Origin of the sequence: Nitrospira defluvii, assembly GCF_905220995.1 — a bacterium.
Classification (GTDB): domain Bacteria; phylum Nitrospirota; class Nitrospiria; order Nitrospirales; family Nitrospiraceae; genus Nitrospira_A; species Nitrospira_A defluvii_C.
Genome location: NZ_CAJNBJ010000001.1, coordinates 1171483 through 1189522, shown reverse-complemented (window position 1 = coordinate 1189522; position 18040 = coordinate 1171483). Strand labels below are relative to the sequence as shown.

15 protein-coding genes are annotated in these 18040 nt (G+C 59.0%); 2 read left to right on the top strand and 13 right to left on the bottom strand.

Annotated elements, in window-relative coordinates; genetic code table 11:
* Positions 1-80 precede the first annotated feature (80 nt).
* The 4 genes from KJA79_RS05740 to ettA all read right to left on the bottom strand — a co-directional run bounded on the left by KJA79_RS05740 (position 81) and on the right by ettA (position 5115).
* Positions 81-965, bottom strand: coding sequence for an SDR family oxidoreductase (locus KJA79_RS05740; protein ID WP_213041024.1), 885 nt, complete (start codon positions 963-965; stop codon positions 81-83).
* Positions 962-1636, bottom strand: coding sequence for an SDR family oxidoreductase (locus KJA79_RS05735; RefSeq protein ID WP_213041023.1), 675 nt, complete (start codon positions 1634-1636; stop codon positions 962-964). The genes KJA79_RS05740 and KJA79_RS05735 overlap by 4 nt, the downstream gene beginning before the upstream one ends.
* Positions 1633-2889, bottom strand: coding sequence for a patatin-like phospholipase family protein (locus tag KJA79_RS05730; RefSeq protein ID WP_213041022.1), 1257 nt, complete (start codon positions 2887-2889; stop codon positions 1633-1635). Before KJA79_RS05730 ends, KJA79_RS05735 begins: the two co-directional genes overlap by 4 nt.
* A 543-nt stretch (positions 2890-3432) precedes the next feature.
* Entirely contained in the window at positions 3433-5115 is a 1683-nt protein-coding gene (gene ettA / locus KJA79_RS05725; protein WP_213041021.1) for an energy-dependent translational throttle protein EttA, read from the bottom strand.
* 99 nt (positions 5116-5214) lie between these two features.
* Here ettA and KJA79_RS05720 point away from each other — a divergent pair, with 99 nt between their 5' ends.
* A complete protein-coding gene (locus KJA79_RS05720; protein WP_213041020.1) occupies positions 5215-5934 on the top strand; it encodes a lipid-binding SYLF domain-containing protein in 720 nt (239 codons plus the stop codon).
* A gap of 48 nt (positions 5935-5982) precedes the next feature.
* On the opposite strand, the gene KJA79_RS05715 is transcribed toward KJA79_RS05720, so the two are convergent.
* From KJA79_RS05715 to KJA79_RS05675, 9 genes are all read right to left on the bottom strand, one after another.
* Positions 5983-6789 (bottom strand): HugZ family pyridoxamine 5'-phosphate oxidase, encoded by an 807-nt coding sequence (locus KJA79_RS05715; RefSeq protein WP_213041019.1) that lies wholly within the window; start codon positions 6787-6789, stop codon positions 5983-5985.
* Between the two features lie 217 nt (positions 6790-7006).
* Positions 7007-7174, bottom strand: a complete 168-nt coding sequence (locus KJA79_RS05710; RefSeq protein WP_213041018.1) for a hypothetical protein — start codon at positions 7172-7174, stop codon at positions 7007-7009.
* 2 nt (positions 7175-7176) lie between these two features.
* Entirely contained in the window at positions 7177-7968 is a 792-nt protein-coding gene (locus tag KJA79_RS05705) for a hypothetical protein (protein ID WP_213041017.1), read from the bottom strand.
* Positions 7965-8825 carry a hypothetical protein gene (locus tag KJA79_RS05700; protein ID WP_213041016.1) on the bottom strand — a complete coding sequence of 287 codons (861 nt, stop codon included), beginning with the start codon at positions 8823-8825 and terminating at the stop codon, positions 7965-7967. Before KJA79_RS05700 ends, KJA79_RS05705 begins: the two co-directional genes overlap by 4 nt.
* A 208-nt stretch (positions 8826-9033) precedes the next feature.
* On the bottom strand, positions 9034-9783 hold the full coding sequence (locus tag KJA79_RS05695) for an alpha/beta hydrolase (protein WP_213041015.1): 750 nt from the start codon (positions 9781-9783) through the stop codon (positions 9034-9036).
* Between the two features lie 4 nt (positions 9784-9787).
* On the bottom strand, positions 9788-10501 hold the full coding sequence (locus tag KJA79_RS05690) for an alpha/beta hydrolase (protein ID WP_213041014.1): 714 nt from the start codon (positions 10499-10501) through the stop codon (positions 9788-9790).
* Between the two features lie 89 nt (positions 10502-10590).
* Positions 10591-13842, bottom strand: coding sequence for a hypothetical protein (locus KJA79_RS05685; protein WP_213041013.1), 3252 nt, complete (start codon positions 13840-13842; stop codon positions 10591-10593).
* Between the two features lie 228 nt (positions 13843-14070).
* A complete protein-coding gene (locus tag KJA79_RS05680; protein ID WP_213041012.1) occupies positions 14071-15546 on the bottom strand; it encodes a protein adenylyltransferase SelO in 1476 nt (491 codons plus the stop codon).
* Between the two features lie 5 nt (positions 15547-15551).
* Positions 15552-15920, bottom strand: coding sequence for a Na-translocating system protein MpsC family protein (locus KJA79_RS05675; RefSeq protein WP_213041011.1), 369 nt, complete (start codon positions 15918-15920; stop codon positions 15552-15554).
* Between the two features lie 368 nt (positions 15921-16288).
* Between KJA79_RS05675 and KJA79_RS05670 the strand changes: the two genes are divergently transcribed.
* Positions 16289-17983: an NADH-quinone oxidoreductase subunit 5 family protein gene (locus tag KJA79_RS05670; protein ID WP_213041010.1), complete on the top strand. Its 1695-nt coding sequence runs from the start codon at positions 16289-16291 to the stop codon at positions 17981-17983.
* The last annotated feature ends 57 nt before the right edge of the window (positions 17984-18040 follow it).

Below are 18040 nucleotides of genomic sequence, written 5' to 3'. Positions count from 1 at the left end.
CTGCGGGGTATTCTGCTACCGATACGGCGCATGAGTTGATCCGAGCGTATTGGGCAAAACACGAGTTGTTCCGCAGCCTGTTAGCGCGCCACCGCAGGAGGATAGTTCCAAGGATCGTCGCCATCCGACGGTTTCTCCGTCAGCCACTGGCGAAAGCCTGGCAGGCGGAAGGACAGAAGTGCCTGGATCTTGTCGCTGCACATCGACAAATCCGGCGGCCGTGGCGGGCCATGATAGTCGGCGACCGAGCCAGGCTGGATCGAAGACCGCAATTCCGGGAATCGCGCCGACAGCAGCTTCCCGATCTCCCAGCGCGACAGCCGTTCATAACCGCCCAGGTGATAGAGACCCGGTGGGCCCTGGAGTCCGATTTCCCAGAGCGCCCGCACCAAGGCACCGGCCGGCAACGGACAGCGAAACTCGTCTGTAAAGAGCGTCAGCGTCACCCCCTTCGCTGCCGTCCGCACCATATCTTCGACGAAACTCCGGTCTCGCGTCGGTGACATTCCCGCCGTCAGCGCGATGCGCACCACCGTATGGGCAGGATTCGCGAGCACCACCTGCTCCGCCTCAGCCTTCGTCTTCCCGTAGACATTCAGCGGATGGACGGCATCGGTTTCGACATACCGCCCCTTCGCGCCATCGAAGACTTGATCGGTAGAGAGGAAGATGAAGGGCACGTCCTTCGCGAGGTCGGCCAGGAACCGGGTGGCCTCGACATTAATCAGCCTGGCCTGCGCGGGATTCTGTTCACAAAGACCGGTGCGGCTCAAGGCCGCGCAGTGAATGACGAGGTCCGGCCGGTGACGCTCCCAGAGCCGTTCAGCCTGAGTTCGATCGGTGAGATCGACCTCGGCCCTGGTCATGCCTCGTACCTCCCAATCAGGCACCCAGCACGGCGCGGTCCTGACGAGATAGCCACCGATCAGTCCGGCGGCGCCGGTGACGAGTGCGACCGGTTTCATATCTCGCTCCGTACCAGACGCCTGATCTCCGGCACGTCGATGACCCTCGTCTTCACTGGAGGGTGCTCAATGGACCACAACAGGGCCGCGAGCATCTCCTGAATCGTGACCAACCCCAAGCGCATGGCCGACTCCCTTGTAGCGGGCACTTGTTCCAGGACACGATAGACCGGCATCAGCGCCAAGGGCCACCAATGCCCGGGGCCGAGAATATACCAGGGACGAAGGATGGTGGCGATCAACCCAGCTCGCGTGATGGCCGCTTCACACTCACGACGCACGGCGATGTAGTCTTGCATGATAGGCGCGGGATGGGCGACGCTGACGTAGACAAAGTGGTGCACACCGGTTGAAGCGGCGGCTCGCACCGCTGCCATGGCAGAAGGCCCATCGATCGCGCGAAACTGCGCCCCTTTCCAGGGTGACGGTTTAGGCACGCCGACCAGCTGAACCAGCGTATCGCTTCCCCGCACAGATTCCGCGAAGGTCTCGGCATTCAACGGATTGCCAACGACGACCCTGCACCCCGCGGCGACGTTCCTCGCAGAGGACTCGCGAACCAACGCGGTCACCTGATGCCCTCGTTCAAGCAGCAGCGGAATGAGCCGGGCACCTAGGTATCCGGTGGCGCCGGTGACAAACACACGCTGCTGAGTGATGGGGTGCGTCATGGATGGGAGAACAGCGCCGGCTTGTTCTCAAGCAAACCGGCCCAACCGCCCGTTGCATTCATCTCCTCGCGCCCCTTCGCCACGAGGCGGGCTGCCGCTGCGATCAATGCAGCCTGATCCTCAACCGACAAGCCCAGGTTCGTGGTGATGTGTGTGACGTGCTCGCCCAATGGATCACTGTCCGGTAACTGGCGCAATGCCACATGCCAAAACCGACAGATCCCTCCGCTTCCGTTCTGACCGACCCGAAAGGTGCCGAACATCGCTTGGTCTTGCTGAGCGGCAGGGATACCGGCGAGTTCCAAGACATTCCGGCGATGGCCCCTGAGCAGGGCCGCGGCGGCGGAGAGCGGTGTGCGCGCCTCGTTCTCCGGACGGCTCGTGGCATCGATGGAGATGACCAGGCAGCCCTGCGGGAAACGATCCGCCATCGGCTGCTCCGACAGGGTTTTCTCCACCACATGTATGAGCGTGCGAATACCCAGATTGTCGGCGGCGCCTCCGTCATAGGCTAGGACGGGATCGGCAGACGCGCCGTTCGTGCCTGTGCGTCCGTCGGTCAGCGTCAAGGGTTCCAACACGCCGGGATAGGCCGCAGACATATAGACGGCCCGGGCAATACTGAACGGCCCCAACGGGATTCCCAACGACGCGAACCGTTCCTCGGCAATGACCAGGGGATCACCGGTGACGGCATCCGTGGCGTTCAACAGCAAGATCGGTCGTGAGGGATTGAGGTCGGCGAAGGTCGCCCCGTGAAACAGTTGGTCGTCCAGGGCGCGAATCACCGGTTCGGCGGGTATGGTGTCTCGAAACGCATACCGGAGCAGGTTGTGCGGGGCGGCATACCAGGGCCCCGCCACGGCACCTTGAATATCGCGCCCGATCTGTTCCACGAACCCGTTCTCAAAATTAAAGTCACGATAGCCCTCCAGGGCATAGGCCGTAGCAGGCAAGGCACCGCCGGATACTGCGGACAACACATCGACCTGCTGCAGCAGCCCTAGGCGGTCCAATTCCTTCATGACGGCCGCCCCGAAGACGGCCGCGCGGCTACCTCCCCCGGAGAACGCCAGTCCGACGAACCGGCCATCCGTCAATTCTTTGTGGCCTAACTGCAGGGTCGCCCTCGTCGGCGCCGGGCGAGGGTCAGGGGGGAGGGCCCGAGGAGGATCACTGGTCGCACAGGACACGGAGGTCAGTAGCAGCGCCGCGATCCAACAGCCGAGGAAAGGTCCCGATAACAAGCTCATGTGTGAATCTACGGCTGAGCCGGAAAAACGGATGTTTCTCCCGCAAGAGGCAAGAATAGTGAGAAACTAAGAACCATTGCAGGCTGTTCAAAAGGGTTTTCCAGCAAGGCCGCAGGAAGCACGCCGACTGAGGAGGTACAAACCAAACTTCGTTTGACCCGTTCGCCACTCTTCATATTCCAGGCGAACGGATAAACCCCTCTAGTAGTTCCGTTTTCCCACTTGTACGTCGCAGGGAGGTGTGCGACTGAGAACGCTGCTGGAAGCCCTTTTCAACAACCTGCGAGCTCGCATGATTCATGACGATTCGTCGCGAAATCGCCGAGTCACGTTGCGAGGTCCGCGGCTCGACGACTAAGTCGAGCCACGCGTGCGGACGCCGGCGAGGCGGTGAGCCGGCCGTGTCTTGGCGCGCGGAGCCCGGGAGGACCCGAAGCGTACTTGTGCAGTACGTTGAGGGTCCGAGGGGCGAGCTCGCTGGCCGAAGGCTCGTCGTAGCAGTGAATCGGCGATTGCAGCAGAAGTGCTCATGAATCATGCGGGCTAGTTCCTGGTCAGCTTGCGATAGCGGATTCGGTGCGGCTGGTCAGCCTCTTTGCCGAGCCGCCGCTTCCGATCGGCTTCGTATTCGCTATAATTCCCTTCGTACCAGACGACCTTGCTGTCGCCTTCAAAGGCCATGATATGGGTGGCGACGCGGTCCAGGAACCAGCGGTCGTGGCTGCTGATCACGGCACAGCCGGCAAAATCTTCCAACCCTTCTTCGAGCGCGCGCAACGTATTCACATCGAGATCGTTGGTCGGCTCGTCGAGGATAATCAGGTTGGCGCCTTCTTTCAGCATACGAGCCAGGTGCACACGGTTGCGTTCCCCGCCCGACAGATCCTTGACCTTTTTTTGCTGATCGGTCCCGGCGAAATTGAAACGGGCGCAGTAGCCGCGCGCATTCACCTCGGCCTTGCCCAGCATCACCGTGTCCTGCCCGTCTGAAATGATTTCGTAGACGGTTTTGTTGGGATCGAGGCTGCGGTCCTGATCGACGTAGCCGAGCTTCACCGTTTCCCCGATGCGAATTGTCCCGCTGTCCGGCTTCTCCTTACCGATGATCATGCGGAACATCGTCGTCTTCCCCGCCCCGTTGGGCCCAACGACTCCCACGATGCCGCCTTTCGGCAAGCTGAATTCCACATTTTCATACAACACATTGTCGCCGAACGCCTTGCTGATGCCCTTCGCTTCCACGACCACGTCGCCCAGGCGAGGTCCCGGTGGAATGTAGATCTCCAGCTCGGCAGCCAGTTGGTCCTGCTTCTGATTGACCAGCTCTTCGTAGCGATTGAGGCGCGCCTTGCCCTTCGACTGACGGGCTTTCGGCGACATCCGGATCCATTCCAACTCATGTTCCAGCGTCTTCTTGCGTTTGGATTCGGCCTTCTCTTCCTTCTCCAGCCGCTCCTGTTTCTGTTCCAGCCAGGAGGTGTAGTTGCCCTGAAACGGAATGCCGTGCCCGCGATCCAGTTCCAGAATCCAGCCCGCCACGTTGTCGAGAAAGTAGCGGTCGTGGGTGACGGCGATGACGGTGCCTTTGTACTGTTGGAGGTGCTGTTCCAGCCACTGCACCGATTCGGCATCGAGATGGTTGGTCGGCTCATCGAGCAGGAGAATGTCAGGCTCCTGGATCATGAGGCGGCACAGCGCCACCCGGCGTTTTTCACCGCCGGACAGGACGCTCACCTTTTGATCGGCGGGCGGACAGCGCAACGCATCCATGGCGATCTCCAGCTCGCTTTCGAGTTCCCAGCCGTTCGCCGCCTCGATCTTCTCTTGCAATTGCGCCTGCTTGTCGATGAGTTTTTCCATCTCATCCGGGCTTGCATCGCCCATGCTGTTGCTGACCGCCTCATATTCGTGCAACAGCGCGACCAGTTCTTTCTTGCCTTCTTCCACGACTTCTTTCACGGTCTTGTTGGGGTCGAGCTGCGGCTCCTGCTCGAGCAAGCCCACGCTATAGCCCTTGGAGCGAGTAATCTCGCCGACATAGTTGGGATCCACCCCGGCGATGATTTTCAACAGCGAGCTTTTGCCGGACCCGTTCAACCCGAGGACGCCGATCTTGGCGCCATAATAAAAACCCAGGTAGATATCGCGGAGTACCTGCTTCTTCGGTGGATAGACCTTGCCTACCCCGACCAGTGAAAAAATGACTTGCTTATCGTTCGTCGCCATAGCCATCCTTAGTAGAGTGTGAACCGTCTGTTCGTTCGTGCAATCGATGACCATAACAAAGCGCGGGAGGATTCACAACCGCGCGAGGGAGGCCTGGGCATGATTCCAGACGCACGGATTCAGCGAAGATCCTGCCGCCTCATCCTGACACTGCTCCTGCCGCTACTGACCTGGATGGGTGTCGCCTCCGCAGATGCAGACGACCGCGAGCAGCGTGACCTGGTGGACCAGTCACGCATGACCCTTTCGAACTTTCTCGCCGATTCCAACATGACCTGGTTTCGCGACCACATCCAAGAGGCCAAGGGTCTCTTCATTGTGCCGCAATACATGAAGGGCGCATTGATCTACGGCGCGGCCGGGGGCAGTGGCGTTTTCGTCGCCAAGGATGAGAAGACCGGCGAATGGAGCGAGCCGGCCTTCTTCACGATGGGAGCCGCCAGCTTCGGCTTTCAGTTCGGCGCACAGATGTCGGAGGTCGTGCTGCTGGTCCTGACGCAACGCGGGGTAGATTCGTTGCTCCTCGGTAATTTCAAACTAGGGGCAGATGGATCGGTCGCCGTCGGACCAGTCGGCGCAGGGGTCTCCGGCGCGACGACGCCCAACCTCAGCGCAGACCTGTTGTCATTCGTACGGGCCAAGGGCCTGTTCGCGGGTGTCTCGCTGGAAGGAGCGGCACTGATCTCACGGGACGAATGGAGTCGTGCCTACTACGGCAAGTCCGTGACGCCGACCGACATCGTCATCCGCCGCGAAGTCAAGAATCCACATTCGGAGACGTTGCGTCAGGAGATCTTGCGAGCGATCGACAGAAAATAATGTTGGCCGCCTCGGAGTCCCCCTGCCGACCGGGCCTGCCCTGTGCAGTTACAGCGAGTGCAGCACCGGAGTCCCCGTCCTGGCCTTCGCGGCCAGATCCGCGAGCGCGGCGCGGGCCTCTTCCGCATTACGCACTGGAACGGTGAAAGCGAATCGTCCACCCTGCATCCGGTCGGGTGTTTTGACCCGCATATGAAATCCCAATCGGTCCATCGTTGTGATACTGGCCTGTTGCGCATCGAGATTGCCGCAGGCGTGGGCGAGCAGCAGGAGTGTCTCCTGTTGCTGTGTATTGATCTCGCGGATGAGGTCCGCGGCGGTTTCGGCTAATGGATCGACTGCCGCTGCCATGTAGTCAGCCGGTGCCACCCATCCCATTGATCCGAACCCTCCGACGAAATAGATATCCGCCAACGCCATACGAAAAAAGGCGAAGTCATCGAAGTCGACCCAGTAGGCGGCATTGGCGTGACGGGCCAGGTAGCGCTCGCGCACCGATGCCGCCTCATCTTTGGGCACTTTCGTCACTGACCCCATCAGCGTCACCCTGGCTGCGCCCAGTGGATCGCGCTGACTTTCCGGCGGGGTGATCAGCAGACTCGCGCGCGGGTCGCCGAGCAGGTTCTGCGTGTGCATCGCCATGGCACTGATCAGAAAACTCGGCTGCCCCTGATCATCCAACCCATACGGCATCACCGAGCCGAAGGGCCAGCCGGGTTGTTTGCGGGAAAGTGTCGAAAGCCCGCCCGTCTGCTGCAGATGAACCAAGGTCCTGGCCTTTTCGGCATGGGATGGTTCGGGAACGTCAGGGCCTTCTGAGTCCGGTCCGCTGTTATGTGCTCCTAACGATGACATGAAATCCTCGCCTTCCTAGTAGAATGCGGAACAATCGCTTATCGTGAAATAACTCGTTCCTCATGCCGTCTCCAATCAACCCCAATCGCAGGATGCGCAAAAAGACCGTCCAGCAAGGCCGCAGCGAGCGAAGAGGCGAATCGTACTCTCGCAGTACGGTGAGTCTCTGAGTGACGCGAGAACGCCGCTGGCAGGACTTTTTCCGCGTCCTGCAGGCTCAGATGCCCAAATCCTGCGTAAGCCGTAATTCTGATTCGTCGATGATTTCTTCCAGACAGGTGAAACAGGGGAACGGAAACCGATCGACGGGAATGGCACACACTTCCCCGACGGGTGATTCCTCCAGTGCCAGGCCACCGCATTCTTTATGAATTAAGACCAACATGGTCACATGCCAACTTTCTCGTTCGAAAGGTTTTGAACTTCAGATAACCGGCGCTCTATGTCGGCTGCTTCCTCTTCCCACCTCATATCAGCGGGAAACGTTTTGGTAAAAAACTCCGGTCGCGTTCCTTCTGAATAACTGAGGAAAAGCTGATACGCAATCACTGCTTCGGTGACCTTCCCGTCCTCTTGAAAGGCACGACCTCGCCAATAGTCCAAGTCTGATATTGCTCGAAGTTCTGGTGCCAGCGCAATGGCCCGATTCCAATTGGCTAACGCTTCCTTCAACTCTCCGCGCATGAAATGAGTTCGTCCCGATTCGTATGCTGTCTCTACAGCTTCTTCCCAGGCCGACTTGAAGACCGTGCCTGCGACGAACAATGGAACTGCCGGCACGATATAAAATACTTTGGTTACAAAATTGTATGGAGTATACAGACCGGCAAGAGCATAGGCGGTATATCTTGTGGGCACCCCCACGATCTCGTGATTGACACTTGCGGCAAACCTTTGTAACTCCTGCGCAGTCTGGATTTTCTTTCCCACCGTATTACGCAAGACCGATCCCGTGGAAGCGGCTGTTCCTCCGACCCGATAAGCTAAGACCGTCTTGTCATACTGTATCTCCTCTTGAGGAGGCATATCCATGAATCCAGGCAACTGCTTGAGCTCAGATAATCCTGGAAGGGATGTACACCCTGAAAGAAATAAACAAAGGCCGATTCGACAAAGCCTTTGTCCTCCTTTCACCACTTGTGCCATTCTGTCCATCCGTACGCCCATCGCTTCGGTCATGGACGTTCCTCCCGCTGTTCAGACGAGAATGTCACCAATGAACCATTCCGTGCTAATCGCCTGCTCAGGTCAGCGATCCTAGATTCTGCATGATCCGCCTTCCACTCCCATGTCGGATCGTCAGCAAAATTCGCTTTAAAATACGACGGAAGGGAAGATTCCGAATAGTCAAGAAACGTCGAGTAGGCAAGCAGCGCGGATCGGGGCTCGCTCAACGAATCAAATGCTTGGCCACGCCAGAAATTCATATCGGACAGTGCCTGAAGTGAAGGCATCAATTGTTCTGCATGGTCCCAACTGGCGAGGGCTGACTCCGGAGAGCCGGCAGCCAGTTGTTCTCGACCTCTGTCATACGCTCGCTGGGCTTCTTCGAGATATACGGTTTCCAGGTGAGACGACACCGGCAAGGCCGGTATTCCAAGAACCTCTCCAACGACTCCTAACGCGAGGGCGCATGGAAACAACAATATGACCTGGGCGACGAATATGCCCACCCCCAGTAAAAATCCACCTCCCATGACAGCCGTTCGGCTAGGCCCGAACGTTCTCGACAACCCCGTGTCGCTCAGCGCCAATAGTTCCTCTTCCTGCCGGACCTTTTTTCCGAGGGTGTCCCTGACAACGGCCTCCAAATGTGGCTGACCATTCTGCTGTTGCTTGGACATACGCCGATACGCCCTTACAGACTGGTCATAGAAAAAGTCTGGGTTCTTTGGGTCGTAGTTGATCGCCTCGGCAGTCTTCGGAAGATGTCTGATCTGTTTGAGGCCGTCGAACGTCGTACATCCTGAGAGCGGGGCAGTGAGAAATATGAAGATCAACGCGAATCGGGGCAGGAAGCTGCACACAGGGTTCATGAACGAAGATGTTGGCAGTGATGTGGGCCGCGCAGTGAAACCTTCCTGAGCGGAAGCTTCAGCAAGCATTGTTATTCTATGTGAGCTGGCTTGGATGAACAGAAGTTTCTGGAAACTGTGTAGACACAGTGGGAAGAATGCTGATTAAGGAGTGGAACTATCACATAATAAGAAAGATGCTGCACGGAACAACGGGTAGAACTGCGCCTCAGGGTCTTCGAAAAACCAGCCGCCGGAAGGTGTCGAGATGTTCCGGACTGCTCAGCCGATGATCGCCGATTTTCAGCAGCAGTTCGATGGGGAACTCCGGATCCTGCGACAGCAGATGCTGCACGAACGTCCAACTACCTTCCGGATTAATCACCGTATCCTGCAGCCCATGCAGAATGGTCGTCTTGACGCGACGCGGCATGGTGAAGCGACGGCGCCACAGCGCCTGGCTGTCTTCGACCCAATGCCAGGGGATCGGCGCGTCCCGATGCAGAGGCTCGTCATCCCAGGGCATGGAGCCAGCCGACTGCCACTGTTCGCGCCGCTCAGCGGAGATTTGCGCCGCGCGCAGATCCATCATATTGAAGGCCGGAGCGATCAGAATGAGTTCTTCGACGATCGGTTGCTCCTGCGCGACCAACCAGGCGAGCCAGCCGCCGAGGGAGTTGCCGACAATCGTCACTGGCGGACCATTGGCCAGCAGATTGGTGACAGCTTCCGCGTCCTCCAGCCAGTGGAGCAATCGATAGTCGCCCCAGTTGCCTCCGGACTCGCCCCAGCCGCGAAAGTCGAAACAACAGAAGCCCCAGCCCCGGTCCTGACACCATTGCGCCAGCGCCTTACTCTTATTCCCCCAACGCTTGGACAAAAAGCCGGTGATGAAGAGGAACTGGCGATCCTTTCCGATCGCGCGATCGCCGCGCAGCATGGTGCCGTCGGCGCAGGTGAGTGTGAACGGTTCCATCATGCCCCTACCGCAAGATCTTCAGGAGAAAACTGCCGAGCTTTCGCAAGACCGGCTCCGGTATTTCGTGGCCGCCCCGGAAGGGATTCCACTCAACCGCCGCGCCGGCCTGGAGAAATTCATCGCGCAAGCGCTCGGCCATCGCATAGGGCAGGATCGGGTCCTGGGTGCCATGGCTCTGAAAGAGCGGCAGCCCCTTCCGCTTTGTCAGCAGCGGCGCCCATTCCTGCCTGGCGACCAGCGTGCCCGACAGTTGAATGAGTCCGGCATAGGACTGCGTGCTCTGCAGCAACGCATCGCAGGACAGCATCGCGCCTTGCGAAAAACCTCCCAGCACGGTCCGGGCCGGCTCAGCCCCTAGTTTCTTGTGCGCCTCCTCCAACAAGGCTTTCACCCGGTCGCGCGCTTCAAGCAGCCCTCGCGGGATTTCGCCGGACATGTCCCGGATCCTGCCCGCCGCTCGATCAGCCTGAATGCGGGCCATATCGATCATCCACCAGGCGCGGGAATCCCCGAAGCCCATCGGGATCTGAATCGGCGCTTCAGGAAAGAGAAAACGCGTGCCCGCCGGCGCGTCCAGATATTCGCTGAGCGGCACCAAGTCATCACCCGGCGCGCCGAATCCATGGAGCAGCACCACCAATGGACCAGCACCCCCGCCCTTGCCGTCAATGCCGCCGGTCACGCGAACCGTGAGGCCACCGAGTTTGTCGACGCGCATGTGGCTACAACTCCTTTGTCAGACCGACCCTCGGGTCAATGCCCTGGCCTGCCGTCTTACAGACCATCGTGCTACCCAGTGTAATGGGATTACTGGCCGAGATACCAGTATTGCAGGAAGGCGAGAGCGGCAACCAGCGTCGCCTGTACGACCGGCTGTTGATAGAACGGCACGAAGGCTCCTTGCTGCACACCGTCGATGTCGGTGATGATCTGGCGGAGCGCTTCAGCCGATGCGTCCCTATCCTTGACTGAACCGGCATCGCGCGCTGCCTGCGTTAGGTGATCGAGACGCTGTTGAAGGGGCGCAAGAATCCGCCGCTTCGCCTGCACGGCCGCGAGATATAACATGCTGACACTGGCCAGGGCCACCAGGGTATTGACTGCCAATACCAAAATCAGCACGGGCGGAAAATCCCAATTGTCGAAGTAGTGACTCCGAGCAGCGATCAAGAGGAAGAGCGCTAGGAAGGGATAGAGAATCCGTCGATTCACGATTTTTGTGCGCTCGACGATGAGCCGGATCTGCTGCATCTCGCTCATCTTCGTGGCCGCTGGCATCTCCTGCACCCATCTGGTGCAGAGGATCACTGCATCCAGCACGGCGAGATTCAGAATGAGTAGCAGCCACACACTCCCCATTGTTGCCGCGAAATCGACCTTGCAGGTAAATACGCCTCGGCAAGGCACAGGGAGGCGGAACTCGCCATCGTTCATGAACAACCACAGGGGCACGACCAGAAAGAGATAGGCTACCAGTCCCAAGACAACTCGTCCTATGCGCGGCAGACACCGATGGGCACGGCAGTAGCGCACCCAAAGGGCACTTCCATCACCAGGATGGGCCTGCTTGGATCCGTGAAACATCCAGTCCAGGTCACTCCCGAATCCCTTCAAGGCGTTCCGCCAGCCACTAGTGCGTGGCCGACAGGCGACATCGGGGAAAAAGGACTGCGTCAGCTCATCGATATTGCGACCGGAATCGGCGCAGGCCTTGATCAGGAAAAACAGACATAGACAGATGGCAAACAGTCGCAACGCCTCTGTAGGCCAAATGCTCACGCCATCGGACCAAGAAAAGGGCTCCTCTTCGGCATAGGGAAAATGAGCGATCCGGCACCAAAACCACAGGGCCAGGATGACGGGAATGAAGACCCATACACGACGCAGGATCCACAGGAAGGGACGTTTGGTCGAATCCGGTTCGCTCCAGGCCGTCAACCAGTTCCAGAGCCGCCCATAACCCCACAGGACCAGGAAACTCAGGAGTAACCCGACGATCCAGAGTAGTCCGATTCTCGGCGGCAGCTTGAGGGACTTGTTATCCCCGGCAACATCGCTCCTCACTGGATGGACACTCTTCTCCCCGCTTCGCGGAACATCTGTACTGAGGTCAACTGCCCCATGGCGCCCGATTTCGAAAAGGCGAGGGGGGATCGTGCTATCCGGAGGCTGCGGCGCAACTTGACCGATCGCCTGCAGCGCCGCAAAGAATGCTGAGGTTTGCAGCGAGCTGCGGAACGGCGGGATGCTCTGTTGCAGCGAGGGCTCTAGCTGCAAACCGAATTGGGAGACCACGATGAGGTTGCGCGTCCATTTCTGCTCGTCTTCATGGAAATACCGTGCATCCAGATCGGTTGCAAAGAACAGCGCGTTCGGGAACTGCTCCCGCACAGCTTGGAGAATCAGCAGCGCATCGTAGGGATCTCGCCCGAGGATTCCGATGGCCTTGACCTTTCCATTTGGTTGGTTCTCATTCTGGCTGCTGTCCTGACACTCGGCCTTGATACGCGCCACCAGCCGCCGCACATAGTCTAGTTGCGATGGGCCTTCAGGCCGCTCGTAGGAGTCAATGTCCCGGAACCGTCCCTTGCCTTCCGCCTTATCCTTTTCCTTCTCCTTGTTGTCCTCCTTGGACTTGGCTCGTTTAGCTTGATCGTCCGACGCTTCTCCGTCCAAGCCGCTCAAGTAACTGTACTGCATGATGTTGAGCCCCCGGAGCGAGGACTCACCTGCGAACACCTGACGCATCCCTTCGTCGACTGAGATACAGGACTGCCCACTTGGACTCGGTTCGCCGGATCGCACAGAAGCCCCGCCGGATTGGCACTCGTGCTTGTGACTGTTTTCAAAATGCTGATGGGCCGCGCCCAAGAAGGTAAGCGGAAGGGCACGGGCATAGAATGAGTCCCACTCTCCAATCAGCACAATCCTGTCTTGTTTGATCGTGACCTGCCGCCGGTGAAGTTCCTTCATGAGGGATTCGAAGAGAACTTCGTCGCTGGTAACGAGATATGTAGAATCAATACCAGCCGTTGTCAGCAAATGCTTAAACACTCTCTTACACTCATCATAAGAACCGCAGGCCTTTCCACCATTCTCATATTCCAACCCGTAGGCCAGAAGACCGGGTGGGGCCGTAGCCCAGGGAGAGTAGAGTGGCAGGCTTCCATTTTTCGTCGGCCAGATGTACTTGTAGCCTGGCTTTCCCAGTCCGGTCCGTTGAGGCGACGGATGTTGTTTGATCTCTTTCAGGATTCTCCGAAATTCAGATGACGTACGAGGGCCTACGAGTTTCACTCGGAAAAAGCGTTTGGGATCTTGGCTCCCAGGTGCGTAGATTATGGAGATCAAGGCATGGATACGAGCGAGGATCTTTTCGTCTGACTCCGGCGCGTTCACCCACAACACCAGCACATGGCGAAGGGGCAGACCATCCTGCGACGCGCCAGTTTCACGGCAGGTGCCGATCCCGCTTCGCTCGTACCATTCGTAGGGCGTGTATTGTGATAGAGGGTTCTTCTCCTTAGATGGGCCCTGCAAAGGATTCACATAACTCCAAGTAAAGTAGGACAGCGATTCGCTCTTGTCCGGTGCGAAACAGCCGGCCTCCAGCGCCGCCCCAATAGCGTAACGATCCCGGATACGCTCCTCGACGGCCTCGACCGAGGTTCCACCTCCGGTCATGACGACCAGCGCCAGCACTTGCTCGACGCCGACACGTTTGATTTTGTCCTGCAAGCCCCGCAGACCGCCATCGCCGGAGATCTGCGAGCGCTGGCTGACCATAGCTGTCACCTGCCCGAACTGTTTGCCGTCGGTGACCACCTGAAGGGCGATGGATTTCTGAGCATGAATATCCCGCTCAACTGCCCCAAAGGGGTCTTCCCACAACCTGGCGCGGATGGATAATTCGCCCGTCACTTGCTGAAGTCCCGTGCCTGTGCCCGGCGGCCGCGAACTCTGCAGCGGATTTTTGGTGAGCACCATGGCGGCCACGGCGATGGCCAGGGTGACCGTCGTGGCCAAGGATAGGGTGGAATCGTCTCCCTTGAAGGCCATGCGCAATCCCTTGCTTTCAGTGGCTCAAGGCTGAGGCTGTCTTCCTGACTCTACGTACGGCAGCATCTCTCGTGCCAACTACGTAGACGCTCAATGGACTGGAGAATCGGCGCTTTGCACGTCTCATGTGAGACGATGTGGAGGGTTGTCGTATCGGCGAGGATACATCACCGTATCCAATCGGATACCGCGAGCTTGCTGTTGGGGACAGCGGACAGAAGTCAGTGTCTACGACGAACAGCTCACACTGAGGTGCTTGCCCCAGTTCGGCGGAGCCGCGGCGTAGGAATTCATGCTAGGGTGGTCGGCATAGGGATCGCGAAGCAGGTCCAGCAGGCGGTCGATCTCCGTGTAATCCTTCTGTTGCGCCTTCTCGATGGCCCCTTGCGCGAGATAGTTGCGCAGCACGTATTTGGGATTGACGCGATCCATGCGGACGCGCCGTTCCTCATCGCGACTCTGCTCCGCCCTCAACCGTTCTCGGTACCGGCCGGCCCAGGCATCGAACTGTTCCGGATTGAGGAAATGCTCCCGCAGCCGTTCGTTCTTCGCCGCAGGGTCGGAGGAGAAGGTGCCGAGCTCGCGCCAGAAGATCGTGTAATCGACGCGGCTTCCGGCCATGAGCGACTTCAACTCATCCGACAGAACCGTATCTGCTTCACGCTTCTCCACCAATCCCAACTTGTTCGACATGTGCGCCTGATACGCCCCTTCGATCATCCCCTGATAACCGTCCAGCACCGCCTTCAGGTCTTCCTTTGGCACAAAGGGCAACAGGGTCTGCGCGAGGCAACTCAGGTTCCACAGTCCGATGTAGGGCTGCTGGTTGAAGGCGTAGCGCCCGTTATAGTCTGAGTGATTGCAGATAAAGCCGGGATCGTAGTCGTCCATGAACCCGTAGGGCCCATAGTCGAGCGTGAGTCCCAGGATCGACATGTTATCGGTGTTCAACACACCATGCGACCAACCGACCGCCTGCCAATGGGCGATCAGCCTGGCCGTGCGCTCGACCACCTCGGCGAAGAACCGGAGATATTTGTCGGCCACCGGCACGAGGTGAGGAAAATGCGACTCGATCACGTAATCGGCCAATCGCTGCAAATGCTCGTGCTGCTTCCGGTAATAGAAGATCTCGAAGCTGCCGAACCGCACGTGCGAAGGCGCCATGCGGACGATGGTCGCGCCGGTTTCCACCTGCTCGCGATAGACCTTGTCGTCGCTGCCGACCAGACAGAGGGCGCGCGTCGTCGGAATGCCGAGTCCGTGCATGGCTTCGCAGCAGAGATATTCGCGGATCGCTGAGCGGAGCACCGACCGCCCGTCCCCGTCGCGGGAAAACGGGGTCATGCCCGCGCCTTTCAAATGCAGGTCCCACCGCTCGCCACGCCCGTTGACGATTTCTCCCAGGAGAATCGCCCGGCCATCACCGAGCTGAGGCACATACACACCGAACTGATGACCGGAATAGAGCATAGCCAGCGGCTCCATCCCCGGTACGAGCAGACTGCCGCCGAACACCCCGGCAAACTCGGGTCGCATCGCCTCGCGAGGGTCGAGGTCGAGCAGCTCCGTGGCCGACCGGTTCGCGCTGATCAGGAACGGCGCGCTGCTGAAGGGGGTCGGATTCACCTTGGCATAAAAGGCCTCGGGCAACCGCGCATAACGATTATCGAAGCGGAGCGTTTCCAACGTGTGGCGTGTCATGACCATTATCGAAAGTTGGCTTCCACATCGGACTCCAACGTGAAGACAAAAATACGTTCGCCGACCACGGTATCGATGTCGGTGAAGAGGGCGGTGATCTTTGCCCCGATGAGGTCCGTCACCTGTTCGCAGAGACGCTCCCGGCCCTGGGCAATGAGATTCTGACGCAGCCGTTTCACCATATCGATGCCTTCCGCGGTCTTGGCCAATTGGCGTTCGGCCAGCGTCAGGACCCCCTTCAAGCGCACGACCAGCATGTCGCGCACAATGAACACCCTGACCTCGTCAGGACCTCGTCCGAGGAATTCCTGCTCAAACTTGATGATCGCCGTCCGGACGGCGGCTTCCTTTTCTCCCTTGCTGGGCACGGGCATGGTGATCCTTCTCACATAATCGCAAACAATGGCCGAAGGGATTATAGTCGCGGCTGCTTGCCTACTCCAACCCCCTTCACGCGGCATGAACCGACGTAGCCCCGGCGGCCCTCCGCCTTGGCCGACTTTTCACTTGCAATTCCAAGGGGGCACGGCTACATCTACCGAAGTTTTCCGTGGTGCCGACGAAAGGCCGTGATCCGTGCGGCCCGGACCCACGCCAGTGATGCGATGAGACAGGCAGTAGGGTCTTGCCGGTGTTTCCCCAGAGGGAAAGGCCGGGGACAGTGCAGGCCAGTCGCTGGTTCCTTGTTGTTGCAAGGACCGTCGGCTGGCCTTTTTCTTTTCATGGAACACAAGGGGTCGGCATGGCTTTCCTCGTCCTCGTCCCGCTGTTGCCGTTATTGACGGCGTTCATCGTGATGACCGGAGATCGCGCCGAACAGGACCAGAATGCGAGGGCCGGACTCCTTCCGATCGTCGCCTCCTTCTTGGGCGCCCTGCTCACCCTAGTGCTGGTGACCACCGGGGGACCGGTCACCATCCAGTTGTACGATCCGGCCGCCGTCGCCAATCTCGCCTTCCCGATCGGGTTCTATATCGACCGGCTCAGCGCCGTCATGATGGTGCTCATCACCGGCGTCACCACGCTCATTTATCGCTATTCCATGGGCTACATGTATCAGGATCGCGGGTATCGGCGCTATCTGGGCATGCTGGGCCTCACGACTTCCGTGCTGCTCTGCATGGTCTCCAGCGCCAATCTCGTCATGCTGTTCATCTTCTGGCAAATTCTCTCCTGGCTGCTGTTCCTGCTCGCACACAATCACGGCCACGGCGCCACCCTCTCCGGCGCCGCCAACACCTTCACCATGTTGCGACTCAGCGATGCCGCGTTTCTCGCAGGCATTGTCCTGGCCTATTCCCTCTACGGCACGTTCGAGTTTCAGACACTGTTCACACGCGCCACGGAGACGCCCATCACGCTGTTCATCTGGCCGGAACTCGGCTGGGAGATGAACGGCGTGACCGCGGTGACGCTGCTCATTTTCGGCGGCGCGATGGGCAAGTCGGCCCAGTTCCCGATTCACACCTGGTTGCCCCGTTCACTCTACGCGCCGACGCCGATCCATGCCCTCTTGCACGCGGGCATTATCAACGCCGGAGGGTTCCTGCTGAACCGGCTCGCCCCGCTGTACGGCCTGAGTCCGTCGACATTGCACCTGGTCTTCGTCATCGGCATGCTGACAGCTATGCTCGGCGCCACCATGATGTTGACTCAAAACGATATCAAGAAAACGCTGGGCTTCTCGACGATCGGGCAGATGGGCTACATGATCATGGAATGTGGTCTGGGCGCCTTCTCCCTCGCCGTGTTCCATCTGATCGCCCACGGGCTCTTCAAGGGCACCGTGTTTCTGAACTGCGGGAACGTCATCCACAAGGCCCGCCAGGAGCCGTCGTTTCCCCACCTTGATCGGGAGGCGGAGGAAAGCGAATTCTCCAGCCTGACCTGGTCCACCGGATTCTTCACTACGCTGTTGCTCCCGCTGGTCATCCTGCTGGTCACCCATGGCGTGCTAAGGATTCCGTTGCTCGAATCACAAGGTACGGTGATCTTCCTGTTTTTCATCTGGGTCACCTCGTCACAGGCCATCCTCTCGCTGACGCGCATACGCGCCGTGGCTTCGTGGAAAGTGTCCGCCGCCATGCTGGTGACCCTGATCATCGTGGTCTTCACCTACCTGTTCGCGGTGGAGAGCTTTACCCATTTCCTCTACCCGAACGCTGAGGAGGTGGCATCCTACTTTAAGGCAGCAGCGCTTCCCGGACGGCTCTTTGATAGCCTGGTGGTCGGCACCACTCTACTGACGGTGCTCAGCTGGGTCTATCTCTATGCCCACGCCCATGGCCGTACCATCACGATTCCCGGCTGGATCGAGGCGTTCCTCGTTCGCCTCTATGTGGTGTGCATGAACCGACTCTACCTGGATCAGCTCTACCTCAAACTCGGCCGTCTCGTGACCCACGTCGCCCATCGGTTGGAGAAACGCCTGTCGTGATTACCCGCACGTCACGCAGATTCGACCGTCGGGGAGTGGCCGCACCCGGAGGCGAGT

Coding starts and splice junctions, on each gene's coding strand:
- KJA79_RS05690 (WP_213041014.1), bottom strand. CDS start 10,501: ATGCGCGTCGACAAACTCGGTGGCCTCACGGTTCGCGTGACCGGCGGC.
- KJA79_RS05730 (WP_213041022.1), bottom strand. CDS start 2,889: ATGAGCTTGTTATCGGGACCTTTCCTCGGCTGTTGGATCGCGGCGCTG.
- KJA79_RS05675 (WP_213041011.1), bottom strand. CDS start 15,920: ATGCCCGTGCCCAGCAAGGGAGAAAAGGAAGCCGCCGTCCGGACGGCG.
- KJA79_RS05715 (WP_213041019.1), bottom strand. CDS start 6,789: ATGTCATCGTTAGGAGCACATAACAGCGGACCGGACTCAGAAGGCCCT.
- KJA79_RS05705 (WP_213041017.1), bottom strand. CDS start 7,968: ATGACCGAAGCGATGGGCGTACGGATGGACAGAATGGCACAAGTGGTG.
- KJA79_RS05685 (WP_213041013.1), bottom strand. CDS start 13,842: ATGGCCTTCAAGGGAGACGATTCCACCCTATCCTTGGCCACGACGGTC.
- KJA79_RS05735 (WP_213041023.1), bottom strand. CDS start 1,636: ATGACGCACCCCATCACTCAGCAGCGTGTGTTTGTCACCGGCGCCACC.
- KJA79_RS05680 (WP_213041012.1), bottom strand. CDS start 15,546: ATGACACGCCACACGTTGGAAACGCTCCGCTTCGATAATCGTTATGCG.
- KJA79_RS05700 (WP_213041016.1), bottom strand. CDS start 8,825: ATGAACCCTGTGTGCAGCTTCCTGCCCCGATTCGCGTTGATCTTCATA.
- KJA79_RS05720 (WP_213041020.1), top strand. CDS start 5,215: ATGATTCCAGACGCACGGATTCAGCGAAGATCCTGCCGCCTCATCCTG.
- ettA (WP_213041021.1), bottom strand. CDS start 5,115: ATGGCGACGAACGATAAGCAAGTCATTTTTTCACTGGTCGGGGTAGGC.
- KJA79_RS05670 (WP_213041010.1), top strand. CDS start 16,289: ATGGCTTTCCTCGTCCTCGTCCCGCTGTTGCCGTTATTGACGGCGTTC.
- KJA79_RS05710 (WP_213041018.1), bottom strand. CDS start 7,174: ATGTTGGTCTTAATTCATAAAGAATGCGGTGGCCTGGCACTGGAGGAA.
- KJA79_RS05740 (WP_213041024.1), bottom strand. CDS start 965: ATGAAACCGGTCGCACTCGTCACCGGCGCCGCCGGACTGATCGGTGGC.
- KJA79_RS05695 (WP_213041015.1), bottom strand. CDS start 9,783: ATGATGGAACCGTTCACACTCACCTGCGCCGACGGCACCATGCTGCGC.